Annotated in this window: 17 protein-coding genes; 9 read left to right on the top strand and 8 right to left on the bottom strand. The window is 50.7% G+C overall.

Going from position 1 to position 17,935, the window contains the following annotated elements:
• Nucleotides 1-218: 218 nt before the first annotated feature.
• Genes potA through PS053_RS01170 form a run of 6 tightly spaced genes read left to right on the top strand, consistent with a single transcriptional unit; the run spans nucleotide 219 to nucleotide 5,334 of the window.
• Nucleotides 219-1,355 carry a spermidine/putrescine ABC transporter ATP-binding protein PotA gene (potA, locus tag PS053_RS01195; RefSeq protein WP_000531605.1) on the top strand — a complete coding sequence of 379 codons (1,137 nt, stop codon included), beginning with the start codon at nucleotides 219-221 and terminating at the stop codon, nucleotides 1,353-1,355.
• Nucleotides 1,339-2,196 (top strand): spermidine/putrescine ABC transporter permease PotB, encoded by an 858-nt coding sequence (gene potB, locus PS053_RS01190; RefSeq protein WP_000799421.1) that lies wholly within the window; start codon nucleotides 1,339-1,341, stop codon nucleotides 2,194-2,196. Before potA ends, potB begins: the two co-directional genes overlap by 17 nt.
• Nucleotides 2,193-2,987, top strand: coding sequence for a spermidine/putrescine ABC transporter permease PotC (potC, locus tag PS053_RS01185; protein WP_000580318.1), 795 nt, complete (start codon nucleotides 2,193-2,195; stop codon nucleotides 2,985-2,987). Before potB ends, potC begins: the two co-directional genes overlap by 4 nt.
• Nucleotides 2,984-4,030 (top strand): spermidine/putrescine ABC transporter substrate-binding protein PotD, encoded by a 1,047-nt coding sequence (gene potD / locus PS053_RS01180; RefSeq protein WP_000759312.1) that lies wholly within the window; start codon nucleotides 2,984-2,986, stop codon nucleotides 4,028-4,030. The genes potC and potD overlap by 4 nt, the downstream gene beginning before the upstream one ends.
• 57 nt (nucleotides 4,031-4,087) lie before the next feature.
• Nucleotides 4,088-4,549, top strand: a complete 462-nt coding sequence (locus PS053_RS01175; RefSeq protein WP_002461997.1) for a DUF3592 domain-containing protein — start codon at nucleotides 4,088-4,090, stop codon at nucleotides 4,547-4,549.
• The gene (locus PS053_RS01170) at nucleotides 4,546-5,334 is read left to right on the top strand and encodes a TPM domain-containing protein (RefSeq protein ID WP_000720231.1); all 789 of its coding nucleotides are present in this window, start codon (nucleotides 4,546-4,548) and stop codon (nucleotides 5,332-5,334) included. Before PS053_RS01175 ends, PS053_RS01170 begins: the two co-directional genes overlap by 4 nt.
• 137 nt (nucleotides 5,335-5,471) lie before the next feature.
• Here PS053_RS01170 and cobB read toward each other — a convergent pair whose 3' ends face one another.
• The 5 genes from cobB to lolC are packed head-to-tail and all read right to left on the bottom strand — an operon-like array spanning nucleotide 5,472 to nucleotide 10,385.
• Entirely contained in the window at nucleotides 5,472-6,293 is an 822-nt protein-coding gene (gene cobB / locus PS053_RS01165) for a Sir2 family NAD+-dependent deacetylase (protein ID WP_059227642.1), read from the bottom strand.
• Between the two features lie 15 nt (nucleotides 6,294-6,308).
• Complete coding sequence (nagK, locus tag PS053_RS01160; RefSeq protein ID WP_000291317.1) at nucleotides 6,309-7,220, bottom strand: N-acetylglucosamine kinase; 912 nt, start codon at nucleotides 7,218-7,220, stop codon at nucleotides 6,309-6,311.
• Nucleotides 7,221-7,247: 27 nt separating this feature from the next.
• Nucleotides 7,248-8,492 (bottom strand): lipoprotein-releasing ABC transporter permease subunit LolE, encoded by a 1,245-nt coding sequence (gene lolE / locus PS053_RS01155; RefSeq protein ID WP_001251383.1) that lies wholly within the window; start codon nucleotides 8,490-8,492, stop codon nucleotides 7,248-7,250.
• Nucleotides 8,492-9,193: a lipoprotein-releasing ABC transporter ATP-binding protein LolD gene (lolD, locus tag PS053_RS01150; protein ID WP_001059716.1), complete on the bottom strand. Its 702-nt coding sequence runs from the start codon at nucleotides 9,191-9,193 to the stop codon at nucleotides 8,492-8,494. The genes lolE and lolD overlap by 1 nt, the downstream gene beginning before the upstream one ends.
• Nucleotides 9,186-10,385, bottom strand: coding sequence for a lipoprotein-releasing ABC transporter permease subunit LolC (gene lolC / locus PS053_RS01145; protein ID WP_000284708.1), 1,200 nt, complete (start codon nucleotides 10,383-10,385; stop codon nucleotides 9,186-9,188). Before lolC ends, lolD begins: the two co-directional genes overlap by 8 nt.
• 321 nt (nucleotides 10,386-10,706) lie before the next feature.
• Here lolC and mfd point away from each other — a divergent pair, with 321 nt between their 5' ends.
• Together mfd and ldtC are read left to right on the top strand one after the other, a co-directional pair.
• Nucleotides 10,707-14,153: a transcription-repair coupling factor gene (mfd, locus tag PS053_RS01140; protein ID WP_054410795.1), complete on the top strand. Its 3,447-nt coding sequence runs from the start codon at nucleotides 10,707-10,709 to the stop codon at nucleotides 14,151-14,153.
• 252 nt (nucleotides 14,154-14,405) lie between these two features.
• Nucleotides 14,406-15,368, top strand: coding sequence for a L,D-transpeptidase LdtC (ldtC, locus tag PS053_RS01135; RefSeq protein ID WP_000594307.1), 963 nt, complete (start codon nucleotides 14,406-14,408; stop codon nucleotides 15,366-15,368).
• A gap of 119 nt (nucleotides 15,369-15,487) precedes the next feature.
• On the opposite strand, the gene tnpA is transcribed toward ldtC, so the two are convergent.
• Nucleotides 15,488-15,946 carry an IS200/IS605-like element IS200C family transposase gene (gene tnpA / locus PS053_RS01130; RefSeq protein ID WP_000526135.1) on the bottom strand — a complete coding sequence of 153 codons (459 nt, stop codon included), beginning with the start codon at nucleotides 15,944-15,946 and terminating at the stop codon, nucleotides 15,488-15,490.
• Nucleotides 15,947-16,160: 214 nt separating this feature from the next.
• Complete coding sequence (bhsA, locus tag PS053_RS01125; RefSeq protein WP_000800162.1) at nucleotides 16,161-16,418, bottom strand: multiple stress resistance protein BhsA; 258 nt, start codon at nucleotides 16,416-16,418, stop codon at nucleotides 16,161-16,163.
• 240 nt (nucleotides 16,419-16,658) lie between these two features.
• Here bhsA and comR point away from each other — a divergent pair, with 240 nt between their 5' ends.
• A complete protein-coding gene (gene comR, locus PS053_RS01120) occupies nucleotides 16,659-17,291 on the top strand; it encodes a TetR family copper-responsive transcriptional repressor ComR (protein ID WP_000963395.1) in 633 nt (210 codons plus the stop codon).
• Nucleotides 17,292-17,350: 59 nt separating this feature from the next.
• On the opposite strand, the gene PS053_RS01115 is transcribed toward comR, so the two are convergent.
• Nucleotides 17,351-17,890 (bottom strand): glycine zipper 2TM domain-containing protein, encoded by a 540-nt coding sequence (locus PS053_RS01115; protein WP_002461985.1) that lies wholly within the window; start codon nucleotides 17,888-17,890, stop codon nucleotides 17,351-17,353.
• Nucleotides 17,891-17,935 lie beyond the last annotated feature (45 nt).

Genomic DNA, 17,935 nt, shown 5'->3' with positions numbered 1-17,935 from the left:
TTAAGAAGCGAGAAAAGACAAATATTGCGTCAGGTCACTTTTACCCCTGCAAGCAGGAATATTTATCAACGTTACCTTAATGAATATAAAGCTAAGCCAGTAATTCACAACAAGGATTGGCGATTCCAGTGGTTTGCCGTAGAATTACCGCCCTCATTAAGAGTCACCAAGGTGGTTAACCACAAACCCCGCATCGGTAAGCCATCCGTTGCGTTTACATGGGACAGAGTAAAAAATTGAACAAACAACCGACTTCGCTTTCACCGCTGGTGCAATTGGCGGGAATTCGCAAATGCTTTGATGGTAAAGAAGTCATCCCCCAGCTGGATCTGACCATCAACAATGGCGAGTTTCTCACGCTGCTTGGCCCTTCTGGCTGCGGTAAAACAACCGTTCTTCGCCTGATCGCTGGTCTGGAAACTGTTGATTCCGGGCAAATCATGCTGGATAACGAAGACATCACCCACGTTCCGGCGGAAAACCGCTATGTGAATACAGTTTTCCAAAGCTATGCACTATTCCCCCACATGACCGTTTTCGAGAATGTGGCTTTTGGTCTGCGCATGCAAAAAACCCCCGCAGCTGAAATTACGCCTCGCGTTATGGAAGCCCTGCGGATGGTGCAACTGGAAAGCTTTGCCCAACGCAAACCGCATCAACTCTCAGGCGGTCAACAGCAACGCGTCGCAATTGCCCGCGCGGTGGTAAACAAACCTCGCCTGCTGCTGCTTGATGAGTCGCTGTCAGCGCTGGATTATAAACTGCGCAAACAGATGCAAAACGAGCTGAAAGCGTTACAGCGTAAGCTTGGCATTACCTTTGTTTTCGTCACTCACGATCAGGAAGAAGCACTCACGATGTCTGACCGGATTGTGGTGATGCGCGATGGTCGTATTGAACAAGACGGCACTCCACGCGAAATCTACGAAGAGCCGAAAAACCTGTTCGTCGCCGGATTCATTGGTGAAATCAATATGTTCAACGCTACGGTGATTGAGCGTCTTGACGAGCAACGCGTGCGGGCCAACGTCGAAGGCCGCGAGTGTAATATCTACGTTAACTTTGCCGTTGAACCAGGGCAAAAACTGCATGTTCTGCTGCGCCCGGAAGACTTGCGTGTTGAAGAGATTAACGACGACAACCACGCCGAAGGACTGATTGGTTACGTTCGCGAACGTAACTATAAAGGCATGACGCTGGAGTCGGTTGTTGAACTGGAAAATGGCAAAATGGTGATGGTCAACGAATTCTTCAATGAAGACGATCCTGACTTTGACCACTCTCTCGACCAGAAAATGGCCATTAATTGGGTAGAAAGCTGGGAGGTCGTACTGGCTGATGAAGAACACAAGTAAGTTCCAGAATGTAGTGATTGTCACTATTGTCGGTTGGCTTGTGTTGTTCGTCTTTCTCCCCAACCTGATGATCATTGGCACCAGCTTTTTGACCCGCGACGACGTCAGTTTCGTCAAAATGGTCTTTACGCTGGAGAACTACGCACGTCTGCTCGATCCGCTCTATTTTGAAGTGCTGTTGCACTCGCTGAATATGGCACTGATCGCCACCCTCGCCTGCCTGGTACTGGGTTATCCATTTGCCTGGTTTCTGGCGAAACTGCCGCACAAAGTGCGCCCGTTGCTGCTGTTTTTGCTGATCGTTCCGTTCTGGACCAACTCATTGATTCGTATTTATGGCCTGAAAATTTTTCTTAGCACTAAAGGCTATCTCAATGAGTTCCTGCTGTGGCTGGGCGTTATCGACACGCCGATACGCATCATGTTCACCCCCAGCGCGGTGATTATTGGTCTGGTTTACATTTTGCTGCCATTTATGGTGATGCCGCTCTACTCCAGCATCGAAAAGCTAGATAAGCCTTTGCTGGAAGCGGCGCGCGATCTCGGCGCCAACAAGTTGCAGACCTTTATCCGCATCATCATCCCGCTGACCATGCCAGGAATTATTGCTGGCTGTTTGCTGGTAATGCTGCCAGCGATGGGTCTGTTCTATGTTTCCGATCTGATGGGCGGCGCGAAAAACCTGCTTATTGGCAACGTCATCAAGGTGCAGTTCCTCAATATTCGTGACTGGCCGTTTGGCGCTGCCACCAGCATTACGCTGACTATCATCATGGGCCTGATGTTGCTGGTTTACTGGCGCGCGTCTCGTTTGCTGAATAAGAAGGTGGAACTCGAATGATCGGTCGACTGCTTCGCGGCGGTTTTATGACCGCCATCTACGCGTACCTGTATATTCCAATCATTATTTTGATTGTGAACTCCTTTAACAGCTCGCGCTTTGGCATCAACTGGCAGGGTTTTACCACCAAATGGTATAGCCTGCTGATGAACAACGATAGCCTGCTACAGGCAGCGCAACATTCACTGACGATGGCGGTGTTTTCGGCGACGTTTGCTACGCTTATCGGCTCACTGACGGCGGTTGCGCTGTACCGTTATCGCTTTCGCGGTAAGCCGTTCGTTAGCGGAATGCTGTTTGTGGTGATGATGTCGCCAGATATTGTGATGGCGATATCTCTGCTGGTTCTGTTTATGCTGTTGGGGATCCAGCTTGGCTTCTGGTCATTACTGTTTTCGCACATTACCTTCTGTCTACCCTTTGTGGTGGTGACCGTTTATTCACGTCTGAAAGGATTTGATGTGCGGATGCTGGAAGCGGCGAAAGATCTCGGCGCCAGCGAGCTGACCATTCTACGAAAAATCATTCTGCCGCTGGCAATGCCGGCGGTGGCGGCAGGCTGGGTATTAAGCTTTACCCTGTCGATGGATGATGTGGTGGTATCGTCGTTCGTCACCGGACCGAGCTATGAAATTCTGCCGTTAAAAATTTATTCGATGGTCAAAGTCGGCGTATCGCCGGAAGTTAACGCGCTGGCAACCATTTTACTGGTACTGTCGCTGGTGATGGTCATTGCCAGCCAGCTTATTGCTCGTGATAAAACGAAAGGTAACACAGGGGACGTTAAATGAAAAAATGGTCACGCCACCTGCTCGCGGCGGGTGCTCTGGCACTGGGCATGAGCGCCGCTCACGCTGATGACAACAACACATTGTACTTCTATAACTGGACCGAGTACGTGCCGCCAGGCCTGCTGGAACAGTTCACCAAAGAAACCGGCATTAAGGTTATCTATTCGACTTACGAGTCGAACGAAACCATGTACGCCAAATTGAAAACGTACAAAGATGGTGCCTACGACTTAGTTGTTCCTTCGACCTATTACGTGGATAAAATGCGTAAAGAAGGGATGATCCAGAAGATCGACAAGTCGAAGTTAAGCAACTTCAGCAACCTCGATCCAGAAATGCTCAACAAGCCGTTTGACCCGAACAATGACTACTCCATTCCATATATCTGGGGTGCCACTGCTATTGGTGTTAACGGCGATGCGGTTGATCCGAAATCGATTACCAGTTGGGCCGATCTGTGGAAACCTGAATACAAAGGCAGCTTACTGCTGACCGACGATGCCCGTGAAGTGTTCCAGATGGCGCTGCGTAAACTGGGTTATTCCGGTAACACTACCGATCCGAAAGAGATTGAAGCCGCATATAACGAGCTGAAAAAGTTGATGCCAAACGTAGCGGCGTTTAACTCCGATAACCCGGCGAACCCGTATATGGAAGGCGAAGTTAACCTCGGTATGATCTGGAATGGTTCTGCTTTCGTCGCACGTCAGGCAGGCACGCCAATTGACGTGATCTGGCCGAAAGAAGGCGGTATTTTCTGGATGGACAGCCTGGCAATCCCGGCAAATGCCAAAAACAAAGAAGGCGCGCTGAAGCTGATTAACTTCCTTCTGCGCCCGGATGTGGCAAAACAGGTTGCGGAAACCATTGGTTATCCGACGCCGAACCTGGCCGCACGTAAGCTGTTAAGCCCGGAAATGGCGAACGACAAAACACTCTACCCTGATGCAGAAACCATTAAAAATGGCGAATGGCAGAGCGATGTTGGTTCCGCCAGCAGCATTTACGAAGAGTATTATCAGAAGCTGAAAGCAGGACGTTAATTCAGCAAGTGGGCGGAGGAACTACCGCCCACTTTTTTATTTAGCAAGGATGTGCTTATGAGTCAGGACAGTAGAGTTTTATCCCGCGCTTTCCTCGGTATCGGCCTGATACTGATCCTTATTTCTGCAGTTATCTTTTATTACCATTTTACCTTTACCAAAAGCGCCGTTCATACTGAAGGGATCATTGTCGATGCCGTCTGGCACAACGATCATTCACACAGGGTCGGAGATAATGGTTCCTGGTATCCAGTCGTTGCCTTTCGCCCTACGCCAGATTACACGCTGATTTTTAATTCAACTATCGGTAGTGATTTTTATGAAGAGAGCGAAGGCGACAGAGTCAATGTCTATTATCCGCCAGGGCATCCAGAAGAGGCCGAAATAAACAATCCCTGGGTTAATTTTTTTAAATGGGGCTTTGTAGGCATAGCCGGCATTATTTTCAGTGGTATCGGTCTGATAATCAGGGTCCCCTCTGCCAAAAAGTCACGCAGGAAACGGAAGCCCCGCCCATGAAAAAAATCATAATACTGCTCAGTTTACTGATACTTCTGCCTCTGACGGTAACCAGTAAACCCCTAATTCCGATAATGAAGACTCTTTTTACGGATGTTACAGGTACTGTACCGGATGCTGAGGAGATCGCGCGTAAAGCCGAGCTTTTCCGGCAGCAAACCGGAGTTGCACCGTTTATTGTGGTTTTACCCGACATAAATAATGAAGCCAGTCTCAGGCAAAATGGTAAAGCGATGCTGGCACATGCGTCATCTTCATTGAGTGATGTAAAAGGACGTGTTCTGTTACTCTTTACTACCCGCGAGCCACGGTTAATTGTAATAACCAACGGCAAGGTTGAAAGCGGTCTGGACGATAAACATCTCGGCCTTCTGATAGAAAATCACACGCTGGCTTATTTACATGCCGATCTTTGGTATCAGGGAATCAATAATGCGCTAAATATTCTACAAGCACAGATATTAAACCAGCCTACGCCGCCGCTAACGTATTATCCACATTCCGGGCAAAGCCATGAAAATGATCCTCCCGGCAGTACCACAACTTTAGGATTTTTCACTTGGGCCGCTACGTTCATCATCTTTGCTGTCATTTTTAATTACACGACGCGCTTTTATTATGCGTTAAAGTTTGCTGTGGCTATGACTATCGCCAATATGGGTTATCAGTCTTTATGTTTGTACATCGATAATAGCTTTGCAATTACCAGAATATCGCTGCTCTGGGCGGGACTGGTAGGTGTCTGTACGTTTCTTGCCGCGTTGTTATTGACGAGTAAACGGTAAAAGAGGCAGTAAAGTGTGCGTCTATTATGCCGGATGCGACGCGAACGCCTTATCTGGCCCACAAAACCCGCAAATTCAATTAATTGCGTCCCCTTGTAGGCCTGATAAGCGTAGCGCATCAGGCAATGCTTCCTGCTTTATAAGCCCTTCAGCAACGTCTCAACAAACTCCGGCACAACCTGACTCGCCGGGCCGTAATGTTTCTCGGCAAATTCATTACCGACCTGACTCGGTTCAAGATTGAGTTCAACAGTATGCGCGCCATGCAATTTTGCTTCATGGACAAAACCAGCCGCCGGATAAACATGCCCGGACGTGCCAATGGCAATGAAAATATCAGCCATTGATAAAGCCGTATAAATTTCATCCATACCGAGCGGCATTTCGCCAAACCACACGACATGCGGGCGCAGCGGCGCCGGGAACTGACAGCAGTGGCATTTGTCTTCCGGCGTGACGTCACCCGTCCAGTCGAGAATTTGCCCGCTTCGAGTACAACGCACTTTCAACAATTCCCCATGCATATGAATCACATTGGTATTGCCCGCACGTTCATGCAGGTTATCGATATTCTGCGTCACCAGCAAAAAGCGATCGCCGAGAGCTTCTTGCAGTTTTGCCAGCGCAAGATGCGCGGCGTTAGGTTGAATTTCTGGCTGCTGTAACTGACGGCGGCGAGCATTATAGAATGCCTGTACCAGCTCAGGATCGCGATCAAAACCTTCTGGTGTAGCCACATCTTCTACCCGATGTTCTTCCCACAGACCATCTGCGGCGCGAAAGGTACGAATACCTGATTCCGCAGAAATCCCTGCCCCAGTCAGTACGAGTACTCTTGGTTTTTCCATTGCTTCCGACACCACTTTATCTCTGAAAAAAATACGCTGACGCAAACGCTCGCGCAGGCGACGTTTATTTTTACGAAAACGACTTAACCGATGACCCCGACGCGACAGCATAACAACCTCTGATGTTTAATCGGTTAGATGTAGGAAGGCAGCACCACGCATTCCTCCCGCATCTCCGTGGCGTGCGCGTTCAATACGCGGGACACGAGCTACAGGTAAGAGATGACGAGGCAACCTTTCCGCCAGTTGCGATGTGATTGCCGGGAAATTGGATAATCCGCCGCCAATGACCACCAAATCCGGGTCAATAATGGTCAGAATATTTCCCAGACAAACCGCTAATAAATCCAGATAACGCTCAACATGCGCCCTTGCCTGCTCATCGCCTTGATCATAAAGCGCAATGATCTCGGGAGCCTGCAACGGTTGATGATAATAGTGTTGATACAGCCATGCAAAGCCACGACCAGACAGATAGTTTTCAATACAGCCATGCTGACCACAGCCGCAGCGGCGTAACGGAAAATCCAGCCCCATCAACGTTAATGCATCAACAGGCAAACGCATATGACCAAACTCACCCGTGATGTAGCTTTTGCCGGTAATCGGTTTCCCGTTGAACACCAGCCCACCACCAACGCCTGTACCAAGAATCAACCCCATCACCAGCGGATATTGGGTAAACTCATCGTCCCAGGCCTCAGAAAGGGCAAAACAGTTGGCATCATTATCCAGACGGACGTCCCGCTCCAGACGTGCGCTCAGGTCGGCACGCAGCGGTTTACCGCTGGCGGCGGGGACATTGGCGGCATACAGCGTGCCATCTTCTGTTTCCGGCATTCCCGGAATGCCGATGCCAACAGAACCTTTACTGCCAAAACGCTGGTCAGCTTCGCTAACCAGCTCACACACTGCATCTAAAAATGCGTCATAGCTGTCACTCGGCGTCGGCACCCGCTTTTCCCACTGCAACTGCCGGGAGCTGTCGAACACGCCCAGCGCAATTTTCGTTCCGCCAATATCAAACCCGTAATACATTGCCGCTCCTTGTTTAATGTACTGCCTTTACTGGCCGCTAAGGACTCGCGCAGGGTCAATATTACTGGCGCGCCGCGCCGGATACCAACTTGCCAAAAGACTCAGCAACAATGCTGTGACCAGTACGTAGAAAACATCCAGCCAATGTAATTCTGATGGCAGGAAGTCAATAAAATAGATATCGCTGGAAAGGAACTGATGACCAATCAGCTTTTCAATCCAATCAATAATCGAGGTAAGTTTAAGCGAAACCACGACGCCGATAACGACACCACACAGGCTGCCAAGCAACCCCGCCAGCAATCCATACCAGACGAAAATAGCGCGGATTAAACCATCTTTCGCGCCCAGCGTTCTTAATACTGCGATATCGCCACTCTTGTCTTTCACCGCCATCACTAAAGTGGAGACGATGTTGAAACACGCTACGCCAATCACTAACACCATTGCCAGATACATAATGGCGCGGATCATCTGGATATCACGATACATGTAGCCGTAAGTACCGATCCAACTCTTAATATAAACATAGCTGTTGGTCACTTCACCCGCATCGCGTACCAGTTTGTTGGCGTTAAAAACATCGGTCATTTTAAGGGCAATACCTGACACGCTGGAGCCCATATCAAGATATTGCTGGGCATCTGCCAGTGGGATCATGGCAAAACTGTGATCGAGTTGACCGCTCAACTGCAAAATACCAGCAATGTGCAAGCGCACGCGTTTCGGCTGCATCAGTTTATGCTCGGGATTCGAGTTTGGGATCATGATCGATACCCAATCGCCCTGCTTCACTTTCAGCGCATCCGCCACGCCTTTGCCGATGATAATCTGCTGCTCACCGGCTTTAAAATGGTTCCAGGCATCTCCCTGAACAAACGAAGGCAGCGCGCTAAGTTGCTGTTCCTGCTGTGGATCAACACCTTTCACCTGCAGAGCGCGCAGATTCGTACCGCTTTCTACCAGTCCGGTGAAATTGATATATGGCGCAGCGGCGGCAATACCTGGCACTTTCTGCACCTTATCCAGTGCTTCTTGCCAGTTGGTCCACGGCTGGTTAACCGCTTCGATTTCACCATGCGGCACCACCGCCAGAATGCGGTTATTCAGTTCGCGTTCAAAGCCGTTCATCGCACTTAAGCCGACGATCAAAACAGCTACGCCAAGTGCAATGCCAATGGTAGAAATAACGGAGATCAGCGACACCATGCCGCCGCGTCGCCGTCCGCGACTAAAGCGCAGGCCAATTAATAACGATAAAGGCATCGCCATTACTCTGCCCCCATCAGGCTCAGTTCCGCCGTCAGCCGTCCATCACGCATTTCCAGTTGACGGCTCATACGTTTCGCCAGTTGCAGATCGTGCGTCACGACTAAAAAGGCAGTTCCCTGCAAACGATTGAGTTCCCCAAGCAACTGGAAAATACTGTCTGCGTTACGCGCATCAAGGTTGCCAGTCGGTTCATCCGCCAGCACCAGACGCGGGTTATTCACCAGCGCACGAGCAATCGCCACACGTTGACGTTCGCCGCCGGAAAGCTCTGAAGGACGGTGATTCGCGCGATGCTCCAGCCCCACGGCTTTGAGCATTTCCAACGCTCGGCTGTTGATTTCAGCGGGCTTTTTCTTGCCAATCAGCAGCGGCATAGCCACGTTTTCCAGCGCAGTAAAGTCTGGTAGCAAGTGGTGAAACTGATAAATAAAGCCCAGTTTCTGGTTACGTAGTTCCGCTTTCGCCGCCGACGACAATTTGCTCATTGGCTGACCATTAAAAATGACATCGCCGGAGGTTGGCGTATCCAACCCGCCCAACAAGTGCAGCAAGGTACTTTTACCAGAACCAGAGCTGCCGACGATCGCCATCATTTCACCTTCGCCCACGCTGAAACTGACATTGTGCAGCACATCGGTTTGCACACTGCCTTCCTGATAGCGTTTGCACAGGTTGTCGCATTGCAACAGGATATTATTCATAACGTAAAGCCTCAGCGGGTTGAGTGGCGGCAGCGCGCCAGGAAGGATAAAGCGTAGACAACAGCGCGATAGCCATCGCCACCAGCGCAATCACAATGACCTGCAATGGTTCGATAGCCACCGGCAGCGCCGCGCCATCAAGCAGGACGCCAATTATCGGCATCAGATTATTCAACTGGCTGGCAAGCAACGCGCCAAGCGCGGCTCCGAGTATTGCACCGATAATTCCGGCGCTGGCTCCCTGAACCATAAAGACCATCATGATTTGTCGCGGAGTTAGGCCTTGCGTTTGCAGGATCGCCACTTCGCCCTGCTTCTCCATCACCATCAGCCCCAGCGATGTAATAATGTTAAAGGCTGCAACGGCGACAATCAGACTCAGCAGCAAGCCCATCATATTTTTTTCCATGCGTACGGCCTGGAACAGCTCGCCTTTACGGTCACGCCAGTCCTGCCATTTGCTGCCTTCAGGCAATTTTTGCTGGCTTAAAGAGTCGACTTTCAGCGGCTCATCCAGCCATAAACGCCAGCCGGTAATATTGCCCGCCGGATAACGCATCAGACGCGAGGCATCCTCAATATTCACCAGCATTTCATAGCCGTCGACCTCACTGTTGGCGGCAAAAGTGCCAATCACGTTAAACAGGCGCTGGCTGGGTATACGCCCCATTGGCGTAAACTGGCTGGCGGAAGGGACCATCACACGGATTTGATCACCGCGATTCACGCCCAGCTGTGAGGCAAGCTGCTCCCCGAGAATGACATTATATTTCCCCGGTTCAAGGTCGGCTTGTTTCACATTGACCAGATAAGGCGTTAAAGGATCTTTTTGCGCAGGATCGATACCCAGCATGACGCCGACTGCCACGCTACGTGCGCTTTGCAGTACCACATCACCAGTGGTTATCGGCGCGACGCGATTTACGCCGTCCAGTTTGACTGCCGTTTCCGGGAGTTGCTGCGGGTTAAGTGAGCCATGCTCAGAAGAGAGAATTGCCTGTGGCATCAGGCCAAGGATGTTGTTTTGCAGCTCGCGCTCAAAGCCATTCATCACTGACAATACTGTGACCAGCGCCATCACTCCGAGGGTGATGCCAATGGTAGAAAGCCAGGAGACGAAACGACCGAAGCGATCCGCTGCACGCCCACGCATGTAACGCAGGCCAATAAATAGAGCGACAGGTTGGTACATGAAATCCGTCTGGTTGCTGTTAGCAAAGACACGAGTATATAAGCGAAAGTGGAATGGGTAAACGTCTGAACTGTAAGTGATCGTCAGGGTTAATCTGAAAAGCAGTCGTAAATCAATTAGCTAGCAAACTGTGTTTTTATCACTTCTCCGGGCTGAACGTTAGCGGAAAAAAGCCAAATATCCGGGTTCCCGCCCCCCTCTCCCCGGCAGGGGCGATTCAATTTGCCAAACCATGTTGATTACGGATAATGAACGGCATTGCTTATAGGAGATATGCCCCCATATGTTGAGGCATATCCTAACGAGAATCTGACAACCGTTATGCCTGAACAATATCGTTATACGCTGCCCGTCAAAGCGGGTGAGCAACGTCTGCTGGGCGAGTTAACCGGCGCTGCCTGCGCGACGCTGGTAGCGGAAATTGCCGAACGTCACGCTGGACCAGTGGTGCTTATTGCGCCAGACATGCAAAATGCCTTGCGTTTGCAAGACGAAATCAGCCAGTTCACTGACCAGATGGTGATGAATCTGGCAGATTGGGAAACTCTCCCCTACGACAGTTTTTCGCCTCATCAGGACATTATCTCCTCACGCCTTTCGACCCTTTACCAGTTGCCATCGATGCAGCGTGGCGTACTGATTGTTCCGGTGAATACGCTTATGCAGCGTGTCTGTCCGCACAGTTTTCTCCACGGTCATGCGCTGGTAATGAAAAAAGGCCAGCGTTTGTCGCGCGACACTCTGCGCGCACAACTGGACAGCGCCGGATATCGCCATGTTGATCAGGTGATGGAACACGGCGAATACGCTACGCGCGGTGCGCTGCTGGATCTCTTCCCGATGGGCAGCGAACTCCCTTATCGTCTTGATTTCTTTGATGACGAAATTGACAGCCTGCGGGTGTTTGACGTCGACAGCCAGCGTACGCTGGAAGAAGTCGAAGCCATCAATCTGTTGCCCGCCCACGAATTCCCGACCGATAAAGCGGCGATTGAACTGTTCCGCAGTCAGTGGCGCGACACCTTCGAAGTAAAGCGTGATCCTGAGCACATTTATCAGCAAGTCAGTAAAGGCACATTGCCTGCCGGAATCGAGTACTGGCAGCCATTGTTCTTCAGCGAACCGCTGCCGCCACTGTTCAGTTATTTCCCTGCAAACACATTGCTGGTAAATACTGGCGATCTGGAAAACAGCGCCGAGCGTTTCCAGGCCGATACGCTGACGCGTTTTGAAAATCGCGGCGTCGATCCAATGCGGCCGCTATTGCCGCCACAATCGCTCTGGTTGCGGGTAGACGAGTTCTTCTCAGAGCTAAAAAACTGGCCCCGCGTGCAGTTGAAAACCGAACATTTACCGGCGAAAGCAGCAAATGCCAATTTAGGTTTCCAGAAACTGCCAGATCTGGCCGTTCAGGCGCAACAAAAAGCGCCGCTGGATGCACTACGTAAATTTCTTGAGTCTTTCGACGGTCCGGTGGTGTTCTCGGTAGAAAGTGAAGGCCGCCGTGAAGCGCTGGGTGAACTGCTCGCCCGAATCAAAATTGCTCCGCAACGCATTATGCGTCTTGATGAAGCCTGCGACCGTGGGCGTTATCTGATGATTGGCGCTGCCGAACATGGTTTTGTCGATACAGTGCGTAATCTGGCGCTGATTTGCGAAAGCGATCTGCTCGGTGAACGCGTTGCCCGTCGCCGCCAGGACTCACGGCGCGCCATCAACCCCGACACGCTAATCCGCAACCTCGCGGAACTGCATATTGGTCAGCCGGTGGTCCATCTGGAGCACGGTGTCGGACGCTATGCCGGAATGACTACGCTGGAAGCAGGCGGCATTACTGGCGAGTATCTGATGCTCACCTACGCTAACGACGCCAAATTGTATGTTCCCGTGTCGTCGCTGCATCTGATTAGCCGTTACGCAGGTGGCGCGGAAGAAAATGCCCCGCTGCATAAACTTGGCGGCGATGCGTGGTCACGCGCGCGGCAGAAAGCGGCGGAAAAAGTGCGTGATGTGGCGGCGGAATTGCTGGATATCTACGCGCAACGCGCCGCCAAAGAGGGCTTCGCGTTTAAACACGATCGTGAGCAGTATCAATTGTTCTGCGACAGCTTCCCGTTTGAAACCACGCCGGATCAGGCGCAAGCCATTAATGCAGTGCTTAGTGACATGTGTCAGCCGCTGGCAATGGATCGTCTGGTGTGCGGCGATGTTGGCTTTGGTAAAACGGAAGTCGCGATGCGAGCCGCTTTCCTGGCGGTGGAAAACCACAAGCAGGTGGCGGTGCTGGTGCCTACCACCCTTCTCGCGCAACAGCATTACGATAACTTCCGCGACCGTTTCGCCAACTGGCCGGTACGTATCGAAATGATCTCCCGTTTCCGCAGCGCCAAAGAACAGACGCAAATCCTTACGGAAGTGGCGGAAGGGAAAATCGATATTCTGATCGGTACGCACAAACTGCTGCAAAGCGACGTCAAGTTTAAAGATTTGGGGCTGTTGATTGTCGATGAAGAACACCGCTTCGGGGTGCGTCATAAAGAGCGTATTAAAGCAATGCGCGCGAACGTTGACATCCTGACGCTCACCGCGACGCCAATTCCACGTACGCTGAATATGGCGATGAGTGGAATGCGCGATCTGTCGATTATCGCAACCCCCCCCGCCCGTCGTCTGGCGGTCAAAACGTTTGTCCGTGAATACGACAGTCTGGTGGTCAGAGAAGCTATCCTGCGTGAAATTCTACGCGGGGGGCAGGTTTACTATCTCTACAATGACGTGGAAAACATCCAGAAAGCCGCAGAACGACTGGCGGAACTGGTACCGGAAGCGCGGATAGCCATCGGTCACGGACAGATGCGCGAACGCGAACTGGAACGGGTGATGAATGATTTCCACCATCAGCGTTTCAACGTGCTGGTTTGTACTACGATTATCGAAACCGGGATCGACATCCCAACCGCTAACACCATTATTATTGAACGCGCGGATCACTTCGGTCTGGCACAATTACACCAGTTGCGCGGTCGTGTCGGACGTTCGCATCATCAGGCATATGCATGGCTGCTGACGCCGCATCCAAAAGCGATGACTACCGATGCGCAAAAACGTCTCGAAGCAATTGCCTCGCTGGAAGATCTTGGTGCAGGTTTTGCGCTGGCAACGCACGACCTGGAGATCCGCGGTGCGGGCGAACTGCTTGGCGAAGAACAAAGCGGTTCGATGGAAACCATCGGCTTCTCGCTGTATATGGAGTTGCTGGAAAATGCCGTCGATGCGCTGAAAGCCGGACGCGAGCCGTCGCTGGAAGATCTCACCAGCCAGCAAACGGAAGTCGAACTGCGAATGCCGTCGCTGTTGCCGGATGACTTCATCCCTGACGTGAATACGCGTCTGTCGTTCTATAAACGTATTGCCAGTGCCAAAACGGAAAACGAGCTGGAAGAGATCAAAGTCGAACTTATCGATCGCTTCGGCCTGCTGCCGGATCCGGCGCGTACCCTGCTGGATATTGCCCGTCTGCGCCAGCAAGCGCAGAAACTGGGGATCAGGAAGCTGGAAGGTAATGAGAAAGGCGGCGTGATCGAATTTGCCGAGAAGAATCACGTGAATCCAGCCTGGTTAATTGGTCTGTTGCAAAAACAACCGCAGCATTATCGACTTGATGGCCCGACGCGCCTGAAGTTTATTCAGGATTTGAGCGAGCGGAAAACGCGTATCGAATGGGTACGTCAGTTTATGCGAGAGCTGGAAGAGAACGCGATCGCTTAATGGCTAATCGGGGGGCGTTTCGCCAAATTACCTGATGCGCTGCACTTATCCGGCCTACACAGGATGCACCATGTGTTGCATTTGTAGGTCGGATAAGGCGTTCATGCCACATCCGGCATGAAATGGCATCTCTGCCCCCCCCCAACATTTACAAATTCTTTGCACTTCCCTGCACTATCCGACACAGCCTACATCCATAATCCATACTTATCTTTTATTCCAATAACCTGCTATTTTTTATGGATTTTGGTGATGATCAAAATGCGTTTTTCTCGCTGGTTGACGTTTTTTACGCTCGCCGCAGCCATAACGCTGGCGCTACCGGCAAAAGCCAATACCTGGCCGCTGCCGCCAGCGGGCAGTCGTCTGGTTGGCGAAAACAAATTTCATGTGGTGGAAAATGATGGCGGTTCGCTGGAAGCCATCGCCAAAAAATATAACGTCGGTTTTCTGGCGCTGTTGCAGGCTAATCCCGGCGTGGATCCGTATGTGCCTCGTGCGGGTAGCGTATTAACCATTCCATTGCAAACTTTACTGCCTGATGCGCCACGCGAAGGTATTGTTATCAACATTGCGGAATTGCGTCTCTATTACTACCCTCCGGGTAAAAACGCAGTAACTGTATATCCGATTGGCATTGGTCAGTTGGGTGGCGATACGCTTACGCCAACGATGGTAACCACTGTTTCAGACAAGCGCGCTAACCCGACCTGGACGCCTACCGCAAACATCCGCGCCCGTTATAAAGCCCAGGGCATCGAACTTCCAGCAGTGGTTCCGGCGGGGCCAGATAACCCGATGGGTCATCATGCGATTCGTCTGGCGGCCTATGGCGGCGTCTATTTACTGCACGGTACAAACGCCGATTTCGGTATTGGTATGCGAGTAAGTTCTGGCTGTATCCGCCTGCGCGATGATGATATCAAAACACTTTTTAACCAGGTTACCCCTGGCACCAAAGTGAATATTATCAATACGCCAATAAAAGTATCGGCGGAACCAAACGGCGCACGCCTGGTAGAAGTGCATCAGCCTTTATCAGAGAAGATTGATGACGATCCACAATTGCTGCCGATTACGCTCAACAACGCAATGCAGGCATTTAAAGATGCGGCGCAAACTGACGCGGAAGTGATGCAGCATGCGATGGATGTACGCTCCGGGATGCCGGTGGACGTGCGTCGTCATCATCAAGTGAACCAACAAGCGCTGTAAATCCCGAATAAATAAATATCCTCCGGCATAGCCGGAGGTTTTTCAAATGCGCCTGTAAGGCTCTCTTACCAGCCGCGCCCTAACAGGCGCACACGATCTGACATTTGCATCCAACTTCCTTACTTACGGCCCGTAAACGGGCTGCCCGGATAGGGAATCGATAACTGCTCTCCCATTTTATCCTCTTCAAGCTGGTGCTTTATGTAATCCTGTATCTTCGCCGTGTTCTTACCCACCGTATCGACGTAGTACCCTCTGCACCAGAACTCCCTGTTCCTGTATTTGAATTTCAAATCCCCAAACTGCTCGTAAAGCATCAGACTGCTTTTCCCTTTCAGATATCCCATAAAGCCGGATACGCTCATTTTGGGCGGGATCTCCACAAGCATATGGATATGATCTGCACAGCATTCAGCTTCCAGAATCCGTACGCTTTTCCACTCACACAGCTTTCTCAAAATACTGCCTATTGCTCTACGCTTCTCTCTGTAGAACACCTGTCTTCGGTATTTTGGCGCAAAAACTATGTGATATTTACAGTTCCATCGGGTGTGCGCTAAGCTCTTTTCGTTCCCCATTGGGACCCCCTTTTGATTTCTTGTTTGACACTTGCAGTTGCCAGACCGCAAGGTGTTTTAACAAATCAAAAGGGGTTTTAATAACTGGCTCAAAGCTGAAAGCTTTCCAGAACCCCCAGCCTAGCTGGGGGTTTTCTGTGCACAAAAATCCCCGCGACACGGCATGTCGCGGGGAAAAAAATCAGCAGTAGCAGGCATTAATGAGGGTTAATGCTTATTTATAAATTACTGCTGTTCCATGGAGGGTATTCGGACCGGTTACAGAAGTAATACGGAAAGATTTTGCGCCCATCTCATCCGCTTTTTGCGCTAACTGCTCTTCCAGCGATCCCAGATTAGTCCCTGCGTTAGCACTAATCGTCCCCACTTTCTGTTGACCTTCTGGTGTAGCCTGAACTTCGACGGCCGCAAAGCTGGCGAATGATATAGCGCTTAAAATAGCAGCAGTGATGAGGGTTTTTACGTTTTTCATAATAGTGGCCTTATGCAGGTGAATGGCGTCGCAAGCAATTACTTAACGATCGATAACTAAATGATAGATGTGATCTGGATCACATACAAGAAGTTTTTTATAACAATCATTAATTAATTTAAAAGACTATAAATTTCATACAAATAGCAAATGATTATTTTTCTGATCACCAGACTGGTGAACGGAGGTGATTATTTTTATAATAACTTTTCATTCACAGTCACCAGGTACAACGGCATCATGGCAATTGACTCAACACCTTGTGTAAAAAAAAGTCGTGGCCGCCCAAAAGTGTTCGACAGGGACGCCGCACTTGATAAGGCCATGAAATTGTTCTGGCAACATGGTTATGAAGCGACTTCTCTTGCGGACCTCGTCGAAGCGACCGGAGCCAAAGCGCCGACGCTATACGCGGAATTTACCAACAAAGAGGGGTTATTCCGCGCCGTTCTCGACCGCTATATCGATCGTTTTGCCGCTAAGCATAAAGCACAGCTGTTTTGTGAAGAGAAAAGCGTGGAGTCTGCGCTGGCTGACTATTTTGCTGCCATCGCCAGCTGCTTTACCAGTAAAGACACCCCGGCTGGCTGCTTTATGATCAACAATTGCACCACGCTCTCTCCAGATTCAGGTGATATCGCCCATACACTAAAATCACGTCATGCCATGCAAGAACGCACCCTGCAGCAGTTTTTACATCAACGGCAGACTCGTGGTGAAATCCCCCCTCACTGTGACGTGGCGCATCTCGCCGAATTTCTTAATTGCATTATTCAGGGAATGTCGATTAGCGCCCGTGAAGGCGCATCGCTGGAAAAACTAATGCAGATTGCTCAGACAACGTTGCGCTTATGGCCAGAGTTGGTGAAGTAGCGTAAAAAAAGCCCCTCAACCTGAGCGAATGAGGGGCTAAATTGCAAAACGCAGCTTTTTTATACTTTGTTATTCAGAATTAATTGCCCATTGCCATCCAACGGGATCTGCGTGCCTGGATCATGATCCATGCGGATTTTGCCTTGCTGATCGCCAATCTTGTAGGTTACGTCATAACCGAGCATTTTTTCTGATTTGTCATACACGGTTTTACAACGTTGTTGGGTAGTCGTGTAAGTATCGCTTTCCTGCAGAGATCCCTGAATCTGGTTACCGGCATACCCGCCGCCGAGCGCCCCAACCACCGTAGCAACGTCTCTACCACGACCACCGCCAAACTGATGCCCTATCACCCCGCCAGCTACCGCTCCAAGAACAGAACCGGTAATACGGTTTTCATCCTGTACCGGACGGCGATGGGTCACCGTGACATTACGACATTCCTGGCGCGGCGTTTTAATGGTTTCCTTGATTGGGGTTGCAGAAACAACCTGAGCATATTGCGGACCGCGTTCAAACACATTCAGACTGGCCACCGCTGCTACGCCAAGCGCAGCCGCCACACCAATGCCAATACCCGCCAACATAGATTTATTCACGGGAACACCTCCTTCTTTGCAGTTATGCCAATCATGCAAGCGAAG

Origin of the sequence: Escherichia albertii (genome assembly GCF_028622335.1) — a bacterium.
Lineage (GTDB): Bacteria > Pseudomonadota > Gammaproteobacteria > Enterobacterales > Enterobacteriaceae > Escherichia > Escherichia albertii.
The sequence above is the reverse complement of the archived record's forward strand: the minus strand, read 5'-3'. Positions and strand labels throughout refer to the sequence as shown.